At 38.7% G+C, this 20437-nt stretch carries 19 protein-coding genes; 4 read left to right on the top strand and 15 right to left on the bottom strand.

The window, feature by feature from the left end:
- Nucleotides 1-5: 5 nt before the first annotated feature.
- The 14 genes from ACESMA_RS09465 to ACESMA_RS09530 all read right to left on the bottom strand — a co-directional run bounded on the left by ACESMA_RS09465 (nt 6) and on the right by ACESMA_RS09530 (nt 14640).
- Entirely contained in the window at nt 6-911 is a 906-nt protein-coding gene (locus ACESMA_RS09465; RefSeq protein ID WP_372948558.1) for an ATP-binding protein, read from the bottom strand.
- Nucleotides 908-1150: a hypothetical protein gene (locus tag ACESMA_RS09470; protein ID WP_372948559.1), complete on the bottom strand. Its 243-nt coding sequence runs from the start codon at nt 1148-1150 to the stop codon at nt 908-910. Before ACESMA_RS09470 ends, ACESMA_RS09465 begins: the two co-directional genes overlap by 4 nt.
- A complete protein-coding gene (locus tag ACESMA_RS09475) occupies nt 1147-1728 on the bottom strand; it encodes an acyltransferase (RefSeq protein WP_372948560.1) in 582 nt (193 codons plus the stop codon). Before ACESMA_RS09475 ends, ACESMA_RS09470 begins: the two co-directional genes overlap by 4 nt.
- Entirely contained in the window at nt 1710-2486 is a 777-nt protein-coding gene (locus ACESMA_RS09480) for a WecB/TagA/CpsF family glycosyltransferase (protein ID WP_372948561.1), read from the bottom strand. Before ACESMA_RS09480 ends, ACESMA_RS09475 begins: the two co-directional genes overlap by 19 nt.
- Nucleotides 2458-3579, bottom strand: coding sequence for a glycosyltransferase family 4 protein (locus tag ACESMA_RS09485; protein ID WP_372948562.1), 1122 nt, complete (start codon nt 3577-3579; stop codon nt 2458-2460). The genes ACESMA_RS09480 and ACESMA_RS09485 overlap by 29 nt, the downstream gene beginning before the upstream one ends.
- Nucleotides 3576-4688 carry a glycosyltransferase gene (locus tag ACESMA_RS09490; protein ID WP_372948563.1) on the bottom strand — a complete coding sequence of 371 codons (1113 nt, stop codon included), beginning with the start codon at nt 4686-4688 and terminating at the stop codon, nt 3576-3578. The genes ACESMA_RS09485 and ACESMA_RS09490 overlap by 4 nt, the downstream gene beginning before the upstream one ends.
- Nucleotides 4685-5773: a glycosyltransferase family 4 protein gene (locus ACESMA_RS09495; RefSeq protein ID WP_372948564.1), complete on the bottom strand. Its 1089-nt coding sequence runs from the start codon at nt 5771-5773 to the stop codon at nt 4685-4687. Before ACESMA_RS09495 ends, ACESMA_RS09490 begins: the two co-directional genes overlap by 4 nt.
- On the bottom strand, nt 5770-6804 hold the full coding sequence (locus ACESMA_RS09500) for a polysaccharide pyruvyl transferase family protein (protein ID WP_372948565.1): 1035 nt from the start codon (nt 6802-6804) through the stop codon (nt 5770-5772). The genes ACESMA_RS09495 and ACESMA_RS09500 overlap by 4 nt, the downstream gene beginning before the upstream one ends.
- Nucleotides 6805-6821: 17 nt before the next feature.
- Nucleotides 6822-8000 carry a hypothetical protein gene (locus tag ACESMA_RS09505; protein WP_372948566.1) on the bottom strand — a complete coding sequence of 393 codons (1179 nt, stop codon included), beginning with the start codon at nt 7998-8000 and terminating at the stop codon, nt 6822-6824.
- Complete coding sequence (locus tag ACESMA_RS09510; RefSeq protein WP_372948567.1) at nt 7997-8935, bottom strand: hypothetical protein; 939 nt, start codon at nt 8933-8935, stop codon at nt 7997-7999. Before ACESMA_RS09510 ends, ACESMA_RS09505 begins: the two co-directional genes overlap by 4 nt.
- A 543-nt stretch (nt 8936-9478) precedes the next feature.
- Nucleotides 9479-9844: a DUF5615 family PIN-like protein gene (locus tag ACESMA_RS09515; protein ID WP_372948568.1), complete on the bottom strand. Its 366-nt coding sequence runs from the start codon at nt 9842-9844 to the stop codon at nt 9479-9481.
- Nucleotide 9845: 1 nt separating this feature from the next.
- A complete protein-coding gene (locus ACESMA_RS09520; protein ID WP_372948569.1) occupies nt 9846-10079 on the bottom strand; it encodes a DUF433 domain-containing protein in 234 nt (77 codons plus the stop codon).
- A gap of 488 nt (nt 10080-10567) precedes the next feature.
- The gene (locus ACESMA_RS09525) at nt 10568-11776 is read right to left on the bottom strand and encodes an ATP-binding protein (protein ID WP_372948585.1); all 1209 of its coding nucleotides are present in this window, start codon (nt 11774-11776) and stop codon (nt 10568-10570) included.
- Nucleotides 11777-12525: 749 nt separating this feature from the next.
- Entirely contained in the window at nt 12526-14640 is a 2115-nt protein-coding gene (locus tag ACESMA_RS09530) for a M3 family metallopeptidase (protein WP_372948570.1), read from the bottom strand.
- Between the two features lie 124 nt (nt 14641-14764).
- Between ACESMA_RS09530 and ACESMA_RS09535 the strand changes: the two genes are divergently transcribed.
- The 4 genes from ACESMA_RS09535 to ACESMA_RS09550 all read left to right on the top strand — a co-directional run bounded on the left by ACESMA_RS09535 (nt 14765) and on the right by ACESMA_RS09550 (nt 19398).
- Nucleotides 14765-16180, top strand: a complete 1416-nt coding sequence (locus tag ACESMA_RS09535) for a mandelate racemase/muconate lactonizing enzyme family protein (protein ID WP_372948571.1) — start codon at nt 14765-14767, stop codon at nt 16178-16180.
- A 57-nt stretch (nt 16181-16237) separates the two neighbouring features.
- Nucleotides 16238-17536, top strand: a complete 1299-nt coding sequence (locus tag ACESMA_RS09540) for a bile acid:sodium symporter family protein (RefSeq protein WP_372948572.1) — start codon at nt 16238-16240, stop codon at nt 17534-17536.
- A gap of 191 nt (nt 17537-17727) precedes the next feature.
- Nucleotides 17728-18096: an endonuclease domain-containing protein gene (locus ACESMA_RS09545; protein ID WP_372948573.1), complete on the top strand. Its 369-nt coding sequence runs from the start codon at nt 17728-17730 to the stop codon at nt 18094-18096.
- Between the two features lie 378 nt (nt 18097-18474).
- Nucleotides 18475-19398, top strand: coding sequence for an RraA family protein (locus ACESMA_RS09550; RefSeq protein ID WP_372948574.1), 924 nt, complete (start codon nt 18475-18477; stop codon nt 19396-19398).
- A 22-nt stretch (nt 19399-19420) separates the two neighbouring features.
- Here ACESMA_RS09550 and ACESMA_RS09555 read toward each other — a convergent pair whose 3' ends face one another.
- Nucleotides 19421-20425 carry a family 43 glycosylhydrolase gene (locus ACESMA_RS09555; protein ID WP_372948575.1) on the bottom strand — a complete coding sequence of 335 codons (1005 nt, stop codon included), beginning with the start codon at nt 20423-20425 and terminating at the stop codon, nt 19421-19423.
- Between the last annotated feature and the right edge of the window lie 12 nt (nt 20426-20437).

The following is a 20437-nucleotide window of genomic DNA, read 5'->3' on the forward strand; positions in this document are numbered from 1 at the left end:
CAAAGTTACTCCAGAAAAGTTGTATAGTTAAAGTCTGCATTTGTTTTTGCCGGAACCTGTAAGGCAAGCAATGTTCCTTGCCATCCGGATGTTTTTAAAGGTGCTATTTGTTCCAGCTCACTGGTATAAATGTACAAGGCATTTCCCGAAAAGAGCACATATTTACCCTTTAATCCCTCTACCAGCATTCGTCTTGAGGTATCAATCCCGTAACCACGTGTTTCTGTTATTTGTTTGGTACTTTTGCCGTTTATGGCAAATTGAAGCGCTTTGGTGTGGCTTGTAATTTCAGTATTTCCGGTTTTTTTATATGAGCCCAGAATACCTGACCCGGCATCAGCTATACATATATCGATGTACCCCTTTTGCGGAAAGGATTGTACCATAATCCAGCCATTTTTAGCTTCCGCGTGTTCAACTATATTGTCCATGGCTTCGCTAATCAGATACTTTACAGCCGTAATTATCTGGCCCTTAAGGTTGGCTTGTTGTATCAATATATTTTCGAATGTAGTAAGCAGTTGTTCGCGAATGCCGGTATGTTTTGCAGATGCTGGTATTTTGCATACCGGCAAATAGGTTTTAGATGAAAATTTTAACAGCTTATTTTCCCAGTTCTCTGTTATATTGACATCAAACCCTGATGGGAAGTGAATAGTGTTCAGGTAAGGCTCGATTTTATTCGATAGTTGAAAATATAGTTTTTTACCCTTTTCCTTTTCGTTGGCACATAATGCACATAAAGGAAGGATAAAAAAAGGATGCACAAACAGTACTTTCTTTAAATCGATAAGCAATTCTTTTTTAGCTGTAAATTTAGCCCATTGTTCCAACACATCGAGCAACGAACGAAGTGATTCACCCATTGAATCGCCTTGTGGATTTGGAATATTTATTTTCCCGGGGCTCATGTTACAATACGTTTACTTTTACTGTCCTTTTCAACCATTTTATGTATAAGGTAGGTTTCGGCAATCCAGCCCAGGCAAAAGAAGGTGGCTTTGGTGTTGGTACGTTCCAATATATTAAAAATGCGTTTCCTATTTTGGTGGATGCGTACTTCGTATTTTTTCCACTCGTTAATGGTTTTGGTGGATTCATTATCGAGAATATGGAACCATTCTTCGATGTCGAAAGTGAGGATGTTCATGCTATTGGTTTTTGAGGGATTTCTTTAATAACCCGGGCAGGACGACCGGTTGCAATTTTCCATGCCGGAATATCTTTTGAAACTATTGATCCTGCCCCAATTATTGAACCTTCACCAATTGATACACCAGGCATAATAATAGTTCCCATACCAATCATTACATTTTTCCCAATTATAATTTTTCCTTTTTTATATGGTAGTTTTGTTGAATTATCACCTATATAATAGTTTGATAAATCTCTTTGATGGCATAAAAGCAAACAACGGTTCGTTATGTGGGTACCTTCGCCAATTTCAATCAGGTGCGCATTGTTAAAATCCATCCAAACTTCGTAACCAATAAATGCATTTTTACCCACTTTTGCCCCAATCCAGCGCCAAAGCATCGGCCGTATTTTGCGATAGTTCAGTGGCGAAAGTATTACAGAATACATGCAGTATTTTAGCAGTATTGCTTTTATAATGCCTTTGATGGCAATGCTTGCAGCAGCAAATAATGAAATCTGGCCATATTCTTCTTCCGAAAAATTGAGACCAACTTTGCGGAGCAGACGAAAAGTTAATGATTTTTCAGCCATTTTTTTTTAGATAAGATACTTTTAATTAATTGAATAAAAATCCATGAAAGTGGCACAATTGCCCGGCTAATATTTTTGGGTTGCTGTAGTAAACGAAATAACCATTCCAGCCCCGTTTTCTGCATCCATTTGGGAGCGCGTTTTACGGTGCCGGCAATGTATTCGAATGCCAGGCCAACCCCCACACAAATGGTTGAATTGAGTTTGGGTTGCAGCAAGGCGTTTAACCGTTCCTGTTTGGGTGCACCCAGACCACACCAGAAAAAGGTTGGTTGCAGTTGGTTGAGTTCTTTTACCAGCTCGTCAATATCAAATTCATCCAGGGCTTGAAATGGGGGTGAAACAGCACCTTTTATTTGAATGCCGGGGTATAGTTTTTGCAAATTGCTTGTAAGTTGAGTAATGGTGTAAGAAGTGCTTCCATAAAAATAATGCGAAAAACCCTTTTCTGCCGAAACAGCAAACAAGGCATCCATCAAATCTTTGCCCGAAACTTTACCCACATCTTTAAATCCTTTGTTGCGGGCTATCCAAACTAAAGGTGCACCATCGGGTACGGTAAGCAAGGAGTTGTTTTGTATGCGGCAATATTCCCCGTTGTGGTTGGCCAAATGCACCGTACGTGCATTGGTCACGCAAATATAGCCGGGCTTGTTATTGGTAACTGCTTGCTCAATTACCGTTAAAGCATGGGGTATGTTGGTGACCGAAATGGCTATGTTTTGTATTTTAAATCTTTTTCCTTTTTCTGTGTTCATTTGTTATTTCTTTTAATATCCCCTCCAATCGTTCTTCAAACTTGTTTAGAGTGAATTCCTCTTCATATTTTTTCCTGCCTGCCACGCCCATTTGTTGGCGTAATGAGGGGTTTTGGATTAATATCTCCAGCTTTTCGGCAAGTGCTTCCGCATTTTTCTGTGGTACTAAAAAACCGGTTTTGCCATCTTCAACAATACCTCTAATTCCACCCTCGAAGGTTGAAATAGTTGGCAATCTGTGTTGCATGGCTTCCAATAAAACTAAAGGGAAACAATCTTCAAACGTTGGATGAACAAAAATATCTGCTTTTGAAAAGATTTCTGCTTTTTCATTTCCGAATTTTTTACCTACATAAACTACATGCTCCCCAAGGCCAAGTTTTTTTACTTTTGTCTGAAACTGAAGTGTTGTTAAATCCCCTTCGCCGCCAACATAGATGCAATGAAACGCGAGCCCTTTTTGCTTTAAAATTTTACAGGCTTCAAGCAATACAAATACACCTTTCGACTCAATTAAATTCGATAGGAATAAGATTTCAATCTTTTCATTTTGTCTTTTGTCTATAGTCTTTTGTCTAGCATCTAAATCAGATATTCCATTGGAACAATAATGCACTTGTTCATGTGTAAAATACTTTTCTACATCGGGGTATAAGTATTTGGAAAGCAAGATGGTGTGTGCATTTTTAAAAACCCTTCGGTATAGAAAATTATCGATTGCTTTATGTTGTCGGGTACTTACTCCTTTGTTGTGAAAGTGGTACACCACGCGAATGCCAAATAATTTTACTATTAAAGCAATAAAGCTGTCTTTGTAAAATGCCAGCCCTTTGGCTGTAATAGCCAAATAACAAAAGTTGGGTTTGTTGATAATCAGTTGCTTTAAAACCTGAAAAACAATACGCAAGTAACGACCAATTTTTGCGAAAGGATTTTTACCAATTTCATCAACCGTCCGCGAAGTTCCCAAATTAATGTAGCTGCAATCAAAAGCCTCATTGATTGAGAGGCTGTCTTTAATTGCCTTACCTACAATTGCAGATCCGTGTACGGGAGGAGGGGTGTGTAATATAAAAAGGATTTTGGTATTCACAAGTTGTATATTAATTTTTCGATTTTTTCGTTAAAAGTAAATGGCATGTTGTTTTTTCGAATAATAAGTTCAGTATTTTGCAGCACACCGATTGGCTTGAGAGCTTTATTCAGCTTTTCAGTTAATTCTTTTTCATTATACGGATCAAACGAATCTCCATTTTGTTGATTGACCAAAGTGACTGCACCTGCCTTATTTGAACACAAAATTTTGCAACCAGCAAGTAATGCTTCGTTAATTACGGCACCAAAAGGTTCATACGTACTTGGTAGAACAAAAAGATGAGCTAATGCAAACCAGGCATGCAGCTCATTCCTTTCTAGCCGACCAGTGAATAGAACTTTAGCTTCTATGTTTTTACTTTTCGCATTTTGTTTTAATTGTTCTTCTAATGGGCCACTACCAACAATCACCAAAACGGTTTCCTTTGCATCGATTTTTGAAAAAGCATTTAATAAAAACGATATGTTTTTTACTTTCACCAACCGACCCACAAATAGGACAATTTTTTTTTCTGTTAAAGCATAATCTTTTATGTATTTTGCTGCAATCGGAAGGCTGTCTTTTAGTTTGTTCCTGAATGTTTCATCTTTATGAATAATAGGTAATTCGAGTGGGTTTATTCTTTTTGAAACATGTTGTACGTTCCATTTCCCAACTTCACTGCTTGCATAAATAACACCATCGATGTTTTTTGAAATAATATTTCGGAATAAAGCTCTTAGACCTTTTCGTTCCAATGCGTTTGTAATACTATCGTCACAAATTGTGTAAAGCTTAAATTTTCTACCCGATAGTAGGTAGTATAAAAATGAAACCAATGTAATTTGTCCAAATTCGCTACAAATTACAATGTTTGGATTTTCTTTTTGCAGCAAAGAGATAATACCAAATCGAAATGTTCTACCTGCAATACTAAACCCTCGTTCAAGGTATAAAGGATCAAAATTACTTTGTTTTCGCAGATACCCCTGATCAAATTTCTGGTCCTGTACGTTTATGTATGTGAAATACAATTTAGTATTGAAATAGGTCACAAGTGCATTGAAAAAATCGATGCGGTAAGGTGCCAGTGCCGGATGGAAAACAGCTAGTTTTTTTTTATTCATTTCGAATTGTATAATAAAGAATTGTACAACTTTTCATAATTCTGAGCAAATTCTTCAGCAGAGAAATCTTTTTCCGCCTTTATCCTGGCATTGGATGCTAAATTATCTGCAAATTCTTTATTTTCAGCTAATTTTATTATTGCTTCTGCCCATTGTTTTTCATCTTGAGGGTCAACAATTAATCCTGTTTTTTCATGTTCAATTAACTCAGGCAAAGCACCGGCATTGGCAACTATTATTGGCTTTTGTGCTAACATAGCTTCGGGGATTACAATACCAAAACCTTCTGCATATGCTGGATGTGCAAAAACGTCACATGTATTTAGAAGCCTGCCTATATTATTCTGATAACCAAGCAGGAAAACATGTTTTTGAAGGTTATATTTTTCTATTAACTTTTCCAATGTAGTTCTATATGGTCCTTCTCCTGCAATATATAAAAAGTAGCATTCTCTTTTATAATTATTAATTATTTCGTTGATAGCTTTTATTAATACCTGAATATTTTTCCAGTCAACAAGACCAGCAATGTCAAAAACAGAATGATTTTTAAGTTGCGCACATTCAGTTTCATTATCGATTCTTTCAGAACTCCCGTTGAATATTATGTGACCATCTTTCCTTTTTAAAATAGGAAATTGAGTTTGTTTTTCATTCTGTACAAATTTTGTGATGTAAACAAAAGAATCAATTTTTTTATATAAATAATTTGCTATGATACTTTTTATTTTACTTGGCTTAAATGGCCCAACAAAAGCTACGATAACTTTTACTTTAGGTCTAAATAGTTTTATAAAAAAACCAAGAACTTCTCCCCAAAAAAACTGAGTCTGAACAATGTCTATTTCTTTTTTGTCAATAATTTTCAACAAAATACTTAAATGTCGAAACAAATTTTTGCCGTAAAATCCATCATATACTCTTCCACCTGTGTCTTCAAATTTTGATCTAAATTCGTTATAACCTTTTTCATATACATATAGCACAGAATTACTCCCAAAGTATTTCATTAAATCAAGTGTTTTTTTTGGTGTGCCTCCATAAAGGTTAAAAGAGGAAAGTATATATAATATTTTGTTTTTCATTTGTTGAGAATTGCTTGTTTTAAAACATTTAGGAAAGAAACAAAGCCGTTATACTCTTTCAATAAAATATCGTTTGGTAAAATCACTGGTTTTTTAGTAATGTCTGAAAGCTCAACTCTGTCAAAAAGTTTAACTCTTTTAGTTGGATTAAATAACATGGCTGGTTTTCCATAAGATAATGCTGGAACACATGCATGTACTCTTCTTGCTAGTACAATTTCTGCTCTACTAAATAGATTTAAATATGCGTAAGCATTCACAGATACAAATTGATTATTTCTATGAATAAATGGCTTCATAATTGAAGGATTAAAATTATGCAATGTTCTAATTAATTTAATACCATTATAGTTGTCAGGGTATTTTAACAGCATGCTTTTTAAAATATTCACTTTTGAGCTTTTAGAACAACAGTTTATATTTTTTGCACTAAAAATAGACTCACAATAATTGTTAAAATTTAGTTCATTTAAGTTTGGTTCTTGCCCTTCTTCAAAGTTAAGTATCATATATTTACCTAGCTTCGGAGTATCATAACCAGAATAATGAAAAGAACTAAAGAAAGCGGAGCATATGCCGTCGTGCGAAAATTTTGCTAAATCATGATAGACATCATATGTGAATCGATCTCTTGTTGAAATAGCAAATGGTGGATACTCGTTTAAAAATTTTCTAACATCAGCAATTTCTTCATTTGTATAATGTGAACTGCCTGCACTTAAATAAATAAACTGAGTTCCATTGTTTTGCATTTCTTTAAACAAAGGCTCAAAATTTTTTCTTAAAGTAATATATTGAAAAATGGGACCTGCTAAAACAAAATAATCACATTTTGTATAGATACCATAATTTAAATAATATTTTTTGTTTGCTGCCAAAGTCAAATCTGAATAAAAGTGCCTTCCTTCCACGGGAATAATTTCAGCTTCATCCTTAAATACTTTTTGTAAATCATGAATTATTGACAACTCAAAAAAATGATTGCCAATGTTAATACTGTGATGTAAAACGGCGATTGTAATTTTTTTCATTATTTATAATTAAATGTTTATTTACTGCTTAATGATAATAGGAAAATTCCCAATGCAAGTGCAATTAATCCTATTGAAAATGAGAAAACAGACCATGTAATGTTGACAAAAAAATACTGAATAAAGAATATTTTCAAACTTTTAATAGTAAGTAGATTATTTTCATTCTTAAAAAATGGGATGGTAAGGATTATTAGAAAATACATCATTCCCACGATTCCGAATTTACCTAATAAATCAATATATCCGCTATCAACAAACGATAACGATTCTGTATAAATATGGTCACCAAGTTCTGTTGCACTACTATGTAAAAACCCATATCCTTGCAAAGGCTTTTTTGAAATTAGTTCAAGTCGTTCTACATTGTAAACAGCTCTAGCTTTAAACGAAGAGGTTTCTTTCAATTCAATTAAGTATTTCTCGATAGGAAGTAGTGAAAGTATAATTGTTAATAACAATACTCCAACTAATAACCGTTTAAAGTTTTTTGTAAACTTTATTAATGGTATTCTGAATAATACAATTGTTGTTCCTATTGAAGTTGTCAGCATAATGGCTGTATGGCCTTCAAAATACATTCCAACTGTCCACACCAATATTAAAAAAAAAACGAAAAGTTTACTTTTTAATGATTTGGCTTGCAACGCTTTAATAAAAAGAAACAAAGAAAGTATAGCCGGATAATTGTATTGGATTTGGCCAGGTCCTTTTATGTAATGTGGTGGGATATAATTAAAAAAAACGAATAAACTTAAAATAATTAAAAAGTAGTAACCAAAAAACGAGAGATTCTTATGAATAAGTTCTATTGAAAGGGCGTTTCTGTTTACAAAAAGGAAATGTATAAAAAAAATGGATGAAAATTCTTTGGAAGCAATAGTGCTTTGCATTAAGGAAGAAGAACCATTAATTACAGGGTATACTACACCATACATATAAAGCAAAAGTGTACCCCATAGCATTATTTTAAAATGTTTGGGCAGGTTTTTTATCCGGCCATTGTAAAGAATAAATGTGGCTAACATTAATATGCTATGGTAAAACAAACCAATTTCGTTACCACCCAGCAATATATCGCGTGGTAAAAATCCTAAATATGAAGATATAAAGAGAATGTAGGTAAACACAAAATATTTTGGCTTAAAAAACGCCAGAAAAGTTTGTAATCCTAAAAAAAGGAGACCTAAAATCATTGTTTATCACTTTTTAAGCTGCGAAATAACCAAAATAATCCGATTGAAACAAGGCTAAATGAATAAGCCAGAGCAATATTTACCAAATTCCAATTACCGGTTAAAAATACCACAATTATTACCAGAGCATTAATGAAGATTCCTGTTAGTTTAATCCGGGCAACCAGGTTTACTTTTCCAATGCCCAGCATGTATTTTTGAATGCTTTCACTGGCCGCAATGATTAAGTATCCGATTAAAACAAAGTTTAATACCTGAAAAATTTCAGTTGTATATTCTTTAAAAAAGTATTGAATAAGAAATTTATTAAAAATAAAAAACACTATATAACCTGTTAATGTTACTGCAATTAAAAACTTTGTAACTTTTTTTATTACTCCCCACAAATATACTTTACTCTTTTCTTTGTGTTTTGCCACAATACTAAAAAAGGGATTTGAGATATAGGCCAGCAGATTATTGGCTAAAACAGCCAATTTTGTTGAAAGCTCAAAAATACCTATGGCTCTTCCTTCTCCTAAAAAAAGAATAATTACATACTTAATTAAAGGCAAGTGTGCAGAGTTTAAGGCCCCAACCTTAAAAAACTGAAATGTAATGCCAAAAACGTTTTTAAAACTTGTTTTATCTGGCTTAATAAGTTGTGTGTATATGGGTGGGAGAAATAATAAATGGTAAATAATTGTAACAACTGAACCTGCAACAGGTATTAATAAAAAATATAGGATTGGTGCTTTTATTAAGGCAAGAATTAACCAGCCCAGATGTATGATTACCGACTGAATTAAAAATCCCCAGTTTACCAACTGTAATTTAAAATCTGCTTCAAGTGATGCACGCAATAAATTATTGAATATTCCAAAAGATAATAATAGTATTGCAATAGTATTAATTAATCGCAAAGTAGGAGAATCAACTTCAAGTTTTCCTCCCATCAGGTTTATTTCAAAAACGAATACAAGCAGTGCAAACAACAACATGGTGGCAAACAAACCGAGATTCAAAATGTAAATGGCTGAAATTTCCTTTTTGTTTTCTTTTTGACTCCCCTGAAATGAAATTAATGCTTTGGATAGACCCAGGTCGAGTATTCCGGTGAAACTTGAAAAGACCAAAACTATAGAAATTATCCCGTAGTTGTCAATTCCAATATTTTTAATAATAAGTGGAATTGCTACCACCGACAAAACCAATGTAAATGCAGTTTTAATTAAACCTGTATAAACATTCTTGAAAATGTACTTTTTTATTTGGGATATTTCCATTTAAGTAAATACTGTTTAATGGTTTTGGTTTTCAGCGGGCAAAGATAAGGAAATTGCCTAATGATTAAATGGTTGGGAGGAAAAATTGATGAAAAGGTAAGAGAGGAGCCTCCCCCAGCCCCTCCCAGGGAGGGGAGTTGGCTGAGTGCTATAAAGGTTCATTTGATTTCGAAATAGGATTTGTATCTATTAATAAAACTTAAATTGACGAAGTTATTTTGCCTTTCCCCGCAAGTTTTTAATTCGAAGTCCGTTTTTTGTAAGCACTGAAAAGTTTCCTTTCATTTTATTTAAGTTTGAGAAAATAGTTTTAACTGCGAGTAATAAACGTTCATTACGCGGTAAATCACTTAACCTTATTAGTAGAATTCCTGCGTGTTGAAATTTTAGCCGAAAAGCCAGTTCTCCAAAATCTTTGTCTTCCGTAATGAGCAAAGCATCATTTTTGACTGCCAATTCCAATACTTCGGTATCTTTTATTCCCCCTGATTCTTCGGCAATTGAAAATACGTTAATTCCCTTTTTTCTCAATCCCAGGGTTATTCCGGAGTCAACACTTTCGTCAGCCACCAAATTCATTTTAAGAAGCTTTTGGAATTATGACTTCATTTTTGATTGAATCGGCGGCAAATAATAAACAAGCAATTATATCGTCATTCGTCAGTTTTGGATATGCCGCTAATAAATCATCAACGGTATCGCCTGCTGCCAGTTTTTCCAGAATTAAATCTACAGATATCCTTGTGTTGATTATTGTGGGTTTTCCGAATAACTTACCGGGATCTGATTCAATATGTAAATTCCAATTTACCATTTTAAAATTTATTTCTTTGTTTGAAAATACAATTTATAAAGTTCAAAGTTACGAAAATCAAAAACAGGATTTGTACGAGATAAGGAAAATGTGAAATCCAGGTGAAATATTCTGCGAATTTCACCCCGGTGGACTAAAGTATGTCCATGGGACAGGCTGCCCAACATCTTTTGATTCCCCATAGGGACAAGCGTTTTACTGTCAAAAGCAGGGTGTCACTGAACAGTTTTCAGTGGCAATGGGCAGGTTGTCATTGGTCAACAGGTTTTTTACTTTTCATTTTACACTATTTGACCTCTTTGTTTTACACTTTAGGTGTATTTCGTTTTACACTTTGACTGACGGAAGTCGTGCCGAAGGTTCCGCAGGATTCCTAAGGACCTTTGGAGCTTACGGGAGAAGTCGGAAGACGGAAGTTGGAAGACGGAAGTTGCCTGCATGCCTGCCGGCAGGGAAGTCTGACCTCTGATCTCCATCTCTGTCCTCTGTCAAATTGTTTTGGCCCATTCATAAAACGGGATTGCGTTACATGTTTTATTGCCAATTTCAAATGTTTCGTTCTGATTAAAAGTAACAATCGTTCCCTGTGTTGCACCAAAATAGTCCATTGCTTCTTTTAAACCGTTAAGTTCCCGGTTCAGGTTGTCGTGGTTGAGTTGCCAGCAAACCTGATAAATGCCCTCCGGTTTTTTTTGTTGAAAAGTCACAAAATCGCATTCATTTTTTTCTGCAAAATAACAGATTTCTTTGGTTTTTCGTCTTAAATGCAGAAACACCATGTTCTCGAGGAATCTGCCATTATCGGGTGAAAAAGAAACGGAATTATGCTGAATGAATCCGTTGTCGATGCAATAGATTTTTTTTGGGTTTACCAATTGCACTTTCCCTGAAAAACTGAACCGGGGTACGTAAAAAAACAAATAAGCATCGTTAAAAAAGTTTAGATACTCCATAATACTTGATGAGGAACCAATCTGAAATAATTTACGAAGGCTGTTTCCTGTGAATAATTTTCCGGGGTTGGATACCAGCCATACAGCCAGTTGCTGCAAGGTGGTAATATTTTTAATGTTGTACCTCAGCGTAATGTCTCTTATAATGATATCGTTGAATAATTGCATAAGGACTTCGGGCTGATTTGTTTTCAGATATTCAGGCAATCCGCCACCTGTGATATAGGATTCGGATGATGTTTCACTTTCGGGTTGTTTGGTGAATTGCAGAAATTCACGGTAAGAAAAGGGAAACAGCTCTTTGGATATATGTCTGCCGGTTAATTTGGTGCCCAGTTCTTTACTTAGCATGGTTGCGTTGGACCCGGAAATAAAAATCCGGTATCCTTCGTCGAGCCTGAAGCGGATAAAACTTTCCCATTTATCGATGGTTTGAATTTCGTCGAAAAAAAAGGCAGAAATTGAGTTCTTTTCTGCAATTTCCTGTAAGCGATTAAAATCGGTTAATTCGAAACCGGCCAGCCTGGGGTCTTCAAAGTTAATATATATTGATTCTTGCTCGAGAGTGTTGTTTATTTGCTGGAGCAAAGTGCTTTTTCCACAACGCCTGACGCCGGTTACAATAAATGCATGCGATGTAAGGTTTGCAAAACCATGGACCGGGCGTGGAAGAGTGCTGCCCGCTTTACTTAAACGTTCACGCTGCGATGTAATAACTTGTTCTATCGTTTGTTTTGTAAGAATATTGCAGAGTTTTTGCCGGCAAAGTTAACTGTTTTTTGCTGACAACGAAAGCCTTTGTTTCTATGTTTTTGAGGTTGGCTGGCTTTTTGGTTTGAGACCAGGTTGGTTTGTTATTCTTTTAATATTAAAGTCTCCTATCCGTAAGACCCTTATTCAAAATTCCTTTTACATCGTAAATTACGGTGCCACTTTTTTTATGGGCACTTAAATTAATTTTTAAAAATTCGTTATGGGCCATAAAGAAGACACAAGTATCGGAACTGGAGAAACGGAAGAAGTTCAAAGTTCACCCTGTGAAATAATGCGAAGCATTAAATCGTAGATTTATTTCACAGGGTAAAGTTGCAGGTTTCGGGTTCCGGGTTTCGGGTTCAAAAGTTGCTGGTCATTGGTCACTGGTCATTGGTCACTGGGTGAATGAGTGAATGGGTGAATGGGGAAATGGGAAATTGTGAAATTGTTGAGGAGGTTGTCAGGTTTCTTGAGGCTTGGGCTTGATGCTGGTCAATAGTCACTGGTCATTGGTCACTGGGTGAATGAGTGAGTGAGTGAGTGAGTGAGTGAATGAATGAATGAATGAATGAATGAATGAATGGGTGAATGAGTGACTGGGTGAATGAAGAGGTTGTCGGGGCTTGGGGCTTGGGGCTTGGAACTGGGTGCTGGCCATTGGTCACAGGTCATTGGTCACTGGGCAGTTGGCAATTCCAAACGATTGCCAACTGCATTTTTAAATATTTCCTGATTAATTACTTCAGTCCTTTTTTCTCCAGGTAAGGGTCAATAGAAGGTTCTTTTCCGCGGAAGTTTTTATAAACCGTCATACCATCATCAGCTCCACATTTTTCAAGTAAGGTTCTGAATTTGGCAGCCACTTCCGGGTTGAAAATATCACCGGTTTCCTTAAATGCATAAAAAGCATCGGTATCGAGCACGCCGGCCCAATAATACACATAGTAACCGGCCGAATAACCGCCGCTGAAAATGTGTGAAAAATAAGTGCTCCGGTAACGTGGCAGAATTTCATCAATTAATCCAATGTTATCCATCGAAGCTTTTTCGAATGCACGCACATCATCAATAACCGGATTTTCGGTAGTGTGATAATCCATGTCGAGCAGAGCAGCAGCAACAAATTCACCGGTTTCAAATCCCTGGTTGAACGTACCGCTCATTTCCAGTTTTTCAATCAGTTCATCAGGAATGGGTTCGCCGGTTTGGTAATGCCGTGCATAAACTTTCAGCACTTCAGGTTCGGCAGCCCAGTGCTCCATCACCTGCGACGGCAATTCCACAAAGTCCCGTGGCACGTTTCCAGCGGTACGATCGTACGGACCATCGGCAAACAATCCGTGCAATGCGTGGCCAAACTCATGGAAAAACGTAGAAACTTCCTCAAAACTCAACAAAGCCGGTGTGTCGCCCGAAGGACGGGTAAAATTCATTACAATGGAACCAATCCGTGGAATGCGTTCGCCATTGCGGTAAGTAGCGCTTCTGAAAGCTGTTGACCATGCTCCTACCCTTTTACCGTCGCGCGGGTGAAAATCCATGTACATTACACCCAATTTCGAACCATCGGCTTCCAGCACTTCATAAACTTCGGCCTCTTCGTGATAAGTGGGCCAGTCGCGTGGTTCAAGTTTTAAACCGTACAGTCTTTCCACCACATAGAACAAACCTTTTTTGGCATTGTCGAGGCTGAAATAAGGCTTCATTTCTGCCTCATCGAGGTCGAATTTTTGTTTGCGCAGTTTTTCAGCGTAATACCACCAGTCCCATGAGGCCAGTTTAAAATTGCCTCCTTCGCTGTTGATAATGGCCTGCATTTCGTCACGGTCTTTTTTTGCCATTTCCATAGCCGGAGTCCAAAGTTGCATTAGGAATTCATAAACCGCTTCGGGTGTTTTTGCCATGTTCACATCAATCACATATTCAGCGTGATTGTTGAATCCCAGCAATTCAGCCCGCTCATCGCGCAGTTTTACAATATTTTTGATGATTTCCTTATTATCGTGTTCATTACCGTTATCTCCACGCATAAAGTAACCGCGGTACAGTTTTTCGCGTAAATCGCGGTTTTCGGCATATTGTAAAAACGGCAACATACTGGGTTTTGCCAGGGTAAAAACCCACTTGCCTTCTTCGCCAGAAGCTTTGGCATCATCGGCAGCACGGGCAATCACATCCTCCGGCAATCCTGCCAAATCTGCTTCATTGTCAATAACCAACTTGAAATTGCGGTTGGTTTCAGCCAGCAAATTCTCGCCAAACTGAAGGGTCAGTTTCGACAATTCTTCATTCAATTCACGAAGTTTTGTCTGATCTGCATCTGACAGATTTGCGCCACCGCGTACAAAATCTTCGTAATATTTTTCAGTTGCGCGCATTTGTTCTTTATCGAGATCCAGTTCGTTCCGCCTTTCATAAACACTTTTTATTCTTTCAAACAGTTCCGGATTCAACGAAATATTGTCGCGGTGTTGGGTCATCAGCGGCGAAATTTCACGGGCAAGCGCCTGCATCTCGTCATTGGTATTTGCCGAACTCAGCGGGTAAAATGTTCCGGTAACTTTACCGAGCAATTCACCCGATTTATCGAGTGCCAGAATAGTATTTTCAAATGTAGGTTCTGCTGTGTTGGCAACAATGGCTTCAACTTCAGTTTCCCTCTGTGCAATACCTTCCTTTAATGCAGGCAGAAAGTGTTCAATTTCAATTTCATCAAACGGGGGAACTCCGTAGGGAGTGGTCCACTCAGTGAAAAAAGGATTTTCCATATCTGTTTGTGATTCTTTCTTTTGGTTCTGACATGAAAAAAATAACATGCCAAGAGCAAAGATTAAAATAAAAGATTTCTTCATTTTGTTCATTTTTTTTAAGATTTTAAAGGCACAAAAGTATTATTTTTCAATTCTAATTTAATGATTCTTATTAGGTCTTAGATATTTTTTTATTTTTGAGATTCATCACTAAAACCGGTAGAATATGACTTCAACTAAAAAAGAGAAAACTCAGAACCTTTTATCTGGTTCAAATTTCAGCAGAAGAAACTTTTTAGGAAAAACAGCCCTTGGTGGCCTTGGCATTGCATTTCTGGCCAAATCGAACGATGTGGCTGCCAGTGTAGATTATGTAACCCAAAATGTGCAGCGAAGTTCGAGCCCTACTGATTTAAAAATTACCGACCTGCGTGTGGCCAACACAACCGACGGGCCTATTCTGAAAATTTACACCAACCAGGATATATATGGTTTAGGCGAAGTGCGCGATATTGCTGACCCACGTTATGCGCTGTTTCTGAAAAGCCGCATTCTGGGACTGAATCCGTGCAACGTGGAGCAGATTTTTAAGATTATAAAACAGTTTGGAGGGCACGGTCGCCAGGGCGGCGGCGTTTCCGGGGTGGAAATGGCATTGTGGGATTTGGCCGGAAAAGCTTACGATGTTCCGGTTTACCAGTTGCTGGGCGGAAAGTACCGTGAGAAAATCCGGATTTATGCCGACACGCCTTCTTCCAAAGACCCCGAAGTTTATGCCAAACGGATGCGTTACCGCATGGAACAGGGATATACTTTTTTAAAAATGGATTTCGGTATCGGTTTAATTAAAGATATCCCAGGCGCATTAATTGGCGAAAAATTCTGGGAAGGTCAAAGCGAATGGGACCAAAGCAGGCCGGGCAACCTGAGCAACACCAAACATCCGTTTACCCGCATTCAGATAACTGATCTCGGCCTTGAAAAAATGGTGGAATATGTTCATAAGGTAAGAGAAATTGTTGGTTACGAAATTCCGCTTTGTGCCGACCACTTTGGCCATTTCGATACAAATACAGCCATCCGTCTTGGAAATGCCCTGGAAAAATACCAGCTCGCCTGGCTTGAAGACATGGTTCCGTGGTTTTACACCGAAAAATGGAAGGAAATAACACAGGCCATTAATACACCAACTTTAACAGGTGAAGATATTTTTGGGAAAGAAGCTTTCATTACCTTGTGCGACGAACGGGCTGTGGATATGGTTCATCCGGATTTGGCTTCTGCCGGAGGAATTCTGGAAACCAAAAAAATTGGCGACTATGCCGAAGAAGCTGGAATTGCCATGGCCATGCACTTTGCCGGAACTCCGGTGTCGTTTATGGCCAATGTGCATTGTGCCGCAGCCACCCAAAACTTTGTGGCGCTGGAACACCACGATGTGGACACACCTTACTGGGAAGAATACATTACCGGACACAAACCGCTGGTTGAAAAAGGATTTGCCACAGTTCCAGAGGTGCCAGGACTGGGCATCGATTTAAACGAAGATGTGGTGAAAGAACACCTGAAAAAAGGAGAAGAGTATTTTGCACCAACCGAGGAGTGGAACGAACGGAAATCGTGGGACCGCACCTGGAGCTGATTTTTTCACATTTCACCCAGTGACTAATGACTGATGACAAATGACAAAAACTTTATCGTGAATAATAAAAAAATCTACTACCTGTTTCTTGGCTCCTCAGCCCTGTTTTTCCTCTTGGTTGCAGCTTTTTATTTTTCAGGAAAAACCGAATGGACGGGGCCTTTTCTTACATTAGGCTTTATAAGCCTTGCCTTTGCCGTGCGTGGTTTTGAAACATTCAGAGGCTTTTCCTATTCGCTTTGGATTTTTACTGCGGTTACCGTTTCTATGTATTATCCCCGGTATTTTCTTGCAGTAGGCGATTTTGAATTGAAACTGTTGATTGTTCCGCTATTGCAAATTATCATGTTTGGTATGGGCTCGCAAATGAGCCTTAAAGATTTTGCCGGGGTTGTAAAAATGCCCAAAGGGGTAATCGCCGGGATTATTTGTCAGTTTACCATTATGCCCATTGTGGGTATTTCGGTGGCTACAATGTTCAACTTCCCTCCCGAAATTGCAGCAGGAATTATTCTGGTTGGTTCTTCCCCCAGCGGACTGGCTTCCAACGTCATGTCATTCCTTGCACGCGCCAACCTTGCGCTTTCGGTAACCCTGACTGCCTTTGCCACCATACTTTCGCCGCTTCTCACGCCGTTCCTGATGAAAACTCTGGCCGGACAAATGGTGGATGTAAATTTCTGGAAAATGATGCTTGATATTTTCAATATGGTCATCCTGCCCATCATTGCCGGTCTCATTTTTAATATTTTTTCACTTTCCAAAGTTCCCAAAAGAGGTATCATCATTCAATTAACCAGTTATTTTCTGATTATTGGGTTAAAAAACTTTATTTCCTGGCAAACCGCAGGTATTTCTGAAATTGATTTTATGCATGGAATCGGAACCGATGTATTCTGGTTTATGCTGCTGCCGGTTGCCGGAGCTTTTATTTTTAAATACCTGGCCCGTGGCGATGAGGAATGGTTGAACAAAGCACTGGCATTTATTTCCATGCTGGGAATCGGAATTATCATCACCATCATTACTGCTGCCGGTCGTGACAGTCTGCTCGAGGTGGGGCTGTTGCTGATTCTTGCCTGTTTTTTGCACAACATGTTTGGCTACGGACTGGGCTATTCGGTTGCCCGTTTTGTTTTAAGAATGAATGAACAGGACTGCCGCACCATTGCGCTGGAAGTGGGTATGCAAAACGGCGGACTGGCCTCCGGCCTGGCGCTGCAAATGGGTAAAGTGGCCACAGTGGGTCTTGCCCCGGCCATTTTCGGACCGATGATGAACATTACGGGATCATCGCTGGCTACATGGTGGAGAAATAAACCAACTGGTGAGGAAGCTGAAGAGAAAGAAAATTGAGATGAATTTGCTTTACCCTTTTGGCCTCGCCATTCCTGCCTACCGGCAGGCAGGTTCCCTAAATAGGGAAAACCGTTCTAAAAAACAGAGTGCTGATTTTTTTGTTTTGCAGAAAATTGCATCAGAACGATCTCCCCGCTTGAGGGGAGATGTCCGCCAGCTGGCGGACAGAGGGGTAAAAAACAAGTAAAATGAAATACGAACAGATAAAAGAAATCACGCGTAAGCTCAGAAACAATCCGACATTGGAGGAAGAAAGGCTTTGGCGTTTCCTGCGAAAAAGACAGTTGGAAGGTCGTAAATTCCTGAGGCAACATGCCATTATTTATGAATCAATTGGTAATGAACATTTCTTTTATGTGCCTGATTTTTACTGTTACAAAGAAAATTTAGCAGTAGAACTGGATGGAAAAATTCACCATTATAGAAAAGAAGAAGATAATCGAAAAGATGAAATATTAAATCAACTGGGAATAAAAGTTTTAAGAATAAAAAATGACGAATTAATGGATATTGATAAAGTTCTCGAAAAGAGTAAAAATCAATTTAAGGCGCAGTAGTTTACCCTTTTGGCTTCGCCATTTTCCCTAAACAGGGAAAAACGTTCTAAAAAACAGAGTCTGATTTTTTTGTTTTGCAGAAAATCACATCAAAACGTTCTCCCCGCTTGAGGGGAGATGTCCGCCAGCTGGCGGACAGAGGGGTAAGAAACAAGTTAGAATGATATTTGAAAAATTTACAGAATATGACAAATCTGACCCTTTTGGCTAACGCCATTTTCCCTAAATAAGGAAAAACGTTCTAAGGAATAATGTGCAGATATTTTAATTTCCAAAAAATCACATCAGAACGTTCTCCCCGCTTGAGGGGAGATGTCCGCCAGCTGGCGGACAGAGGGGTATGTAACAACGAACAAATAAATTTTAAATCAAATAAATATGAAAAAAATTATTCTTGTAATTGTAATTCTGGTTGGAATAACCAGTTTCGTTCAGTCACAGATTGAACCCACCATTGAACAAATGAAGTTTTACACACCCGAATGGCAGGGGGAACGCGATGCAGGTGGACGGCCGATTGTGCCGGCAGAATTGCTCGAACGGTTACTAAACCTTTCCATCGAAGAAGCCTGGGGAGTGCTCCGGAGTGAAGGGTACCACAACCAATTTGAAGGCGGCTGGGTAATGATTCACCCCGAAAAACCTTTTGTAGGAAGGGTGCTGACCGTACAGTACATGCCCAACCGACCTGACATTAACAACCAGATCAAACAAGTGGGCGAAAAAGAAGGAAGAATCGGTGCTTCAAATTCCTGGCCCATTGACATGCTGAAAGAAGGCGATGTGTATGTGGCCGACGGGTTTGGAAAAGTTATAGACGGTACGCTCATTGGCGACAACCTCGGGAATTCCATCTACTCCAAATCGAAAACCGGAGTAGTGTTCGATGGCGGCGCACGCGATTTGGAGGGACTTTCGAAAATTGAGGGGTTCAATGCGTTTACCCGCGGATTCGATCCTTCATTTATCACGGAGATGATGATGGCCGGAATCAATGTCCCCATTCGCATTGGCAGGGCAACCGTTTCACCTGGCGATGTGGTGCTGGCTAAACGCGAAGGTGTGGTTTTTATCCCGGCCCACCTGGTTGAAAAGGTGGTGATTACCGGCGAATTTATTGCCCTGCGCGACAAGTTCGGACACGAAATGCTGCGAAAAGGTGTTTATACTCCGGGACAAATCGACACCCGCTGGACAGAAGAAATCAAAAATGCATTCCTAAAATGGCTCGACGAAAATCCGGGTGAAATTCCCATGTCGCGCGAAGAACTGGATGAATACATGAAAAACCGGACGTGGTAATTCTGATTTGATACTTTCCCGGCTAATCTCCCATTTTTTGCATAAAATCGGGAAAGCCACTTTCTGTCCAGCGGACGACCCGTGCACGTGTTGCCCGGTTGGGATCGGAAAGTTCGTGTCCCTGAATTTCTTTGTAATCGCGGGCGTGGTAAATCATAATCACGGTTTCGCCGTCTTCTGCCGTTGTAAAAGAATTGTGCCCCGGTCCGTACCGTTTTAATTCTTCGTTGGTATAAAAAACCGGCCCCGGCGATTTGTTCCAGTTGGAAACGTCCAGCAAATCAGCATCTTCGTCAATCCACAACAACCCCATGCAGTAATTGTGGTTGGTGGCGCTGGCAGAGTAAGTAACGAATATTTTCCCATTTCGTTTTAAAACTGCCGCTCCTTCGTTCACGTTGTATTTCATTCGTTCCCAATTGAATTCAGGCTCGGTTAAAACCACTTCCGGGCCCGTTAACGTGGTTGGATTTTTCATTTCTGACATAACCAGCGCCGTTCCATGATCGCCTCCCCTGACGTTCTGCGCCCAGATTAAATACCGTTTGCCTCTGTGTTCAAAAGTTGTGGCGTCCAGCGAAAATGACTCTCGTTGGGTTTCAATTTTTCCTTCTTCTTTCCAATCGCCTGCCATCGGATCATCAGAAGTGTTGGACAAAACCCACATTCGGATATTCCAGATATTTTCTGCTTCGCCTGCGGCAAAATAGATGTACCAGGTTTTGTCAATCCGGTGCAGTTCAGGAGCCCAGATGTGATGCCCCATCTCCCCTTTTTCGTGTTTACGCCACACCACCTTTTCTCTGGCATTTTTTAAACCGTTGATGCTGGTTGCTTTTCGAATTACGATTCTGTCATGTTCCGGAACTGTGGCAATCAGGTAATACGTGCCATCGTCAGTTTTGTGCACCCACGGATCGGCGCGTTGCTCCGCAATGGGATTTTCAAACTCAAGAGTTTGGGAAAAAATTTGTGTTGGTAAAACAAGCAAAGCTGCAGCCACCAGTAAATACGTGAATAATTTCATTATGAAGCCTTT

This window comes from Mariniphaga sp., from assembly GCF_041687215.1.
Classification (GTDB): Bacteria; Bacteroidota; Bacteroidia; order Bacteroidales; family Prolixibacteraceae; genus Mariniphaga.